Here is a 1,158-nt window from a genome sequence, read left to right on the forward strand (position 1 = left end):
CACGACAACGCCGATGCGGAGAAGCCGCAACGGTCAATGGAGACAGAGACATGCCCTTCAACCGACGCCTTTTGGTCTGCGCCGCCGCTCTATTCGTCACAGGAGCCTCGCTTGCACAAGCCGACTACCCCAATAGACCTATCAAGGTCATCGTTCCGTTTCCGGCCGGGGGTGTGACCGACATCGGCTCGCGCATCATTCTCGACCGTATGTCCCAGTCGCTGAATGTGCCTGTGGTGGTCGACAACCGGCCCGGCGCCGGTACCAAGCTCGGCACCGGCGTTGCGGTGAAGTCGGCCAAGGATGGTTACACCCTGTACATGAGTAACTCGTCATACGCCATCCTGCCAGTGATCGACCCCGAGGCAGGCTATGACGCAGAGCGTGACCTTGCACCAATTGGGTTGGGAGCCACGTACGGCATGGCCGTGGTTGTGAATCCCGCGTTGTCCGCGAAAACGATGGGGGAGCTGTTGACACTGGCCAAACAGACGCCCGGAAAGCTTGCGTATGGAAGCGCCGGCATGGGCAGCGGCTCGCATTTCATGGGCGAGCATCTGAAGCAGTTGACTGGCACCAACATTCTGCATGTGCCCTACAAGTCGACCTCCCTTGCTGTCCAGGACGTGGCGGGTGGTCGCGTGGATCTTGCCTTTGATGGAGCAGTAAAACCACTAGTGGACGCTGGCAAGGTTCGCATCATCGCGGTGACGGGCGCCGTGCGAGACCCGCGGTTTCCGCAGGTGCCGACTGTGGCGGAAGCGGGTCTCGGCGACTTCACATTCGAGTCTTGGTTGGGCCTTTTCGCCCCCACAGACACGCCCGAGCGCGTCATTGTGCGCCTTAACCAGTCCATGAACGAGGCCTTGGCCGACCCTGGCGTAAAGCAGCGCCTGGCAGAACTGGGCCTTACTCCCGGTGGTGGCAACCCAGCATTCCTGAAAAAGCAGGTGAGCGCGGACCTCGTGAAATACAGGAAGATTGCGGCCGAAACGCGCATCAAACTGCAATAGCGCATGACGCGCAAAGCGTAGCCGCACGCGGCTGCTGTCTCTCCTTAACCTGCCGAAGTCCATGACCTGCACATCCAGTAATGGTGCTGCGCAAGCGCAGCTATCACCGACGTTATTCCTCACAGACGAAGACGTAAGCCACCTC

General features: G+C 60.1%; 1 protein-coding gene. It reads left to right on the forward strand.

Features of this window, described 5'->3' with window-relative positions:
• Positions 1-50 precede the first annotated feature (50 nt).
• Positions 51-1,013, forward strand: a complete 963-nt coding sequence (locus CDO46_RS09210; protein WP_087838255.1) for a tripartite tricarboxylate transporter substrate binding protein — start codon at positions 51-53, stop codon at positions 1,011-1,013.
• Positions 1,014-1,158: the final 145 nt, after the last annotated feature.

Origin of the sequence: Pigmentiphaga sp. NML030171 (assembly GCF_002188635.1) — a bacterium.
In the GTDB taxonomy this organism is placed as follows: Bacteria; Pseudomonadota; Gammaproteobacteria; order Burkholderiales; family Burkholderiaceae_B; genus Pigmentiphaga; species Pigmentiphaga daeguensis.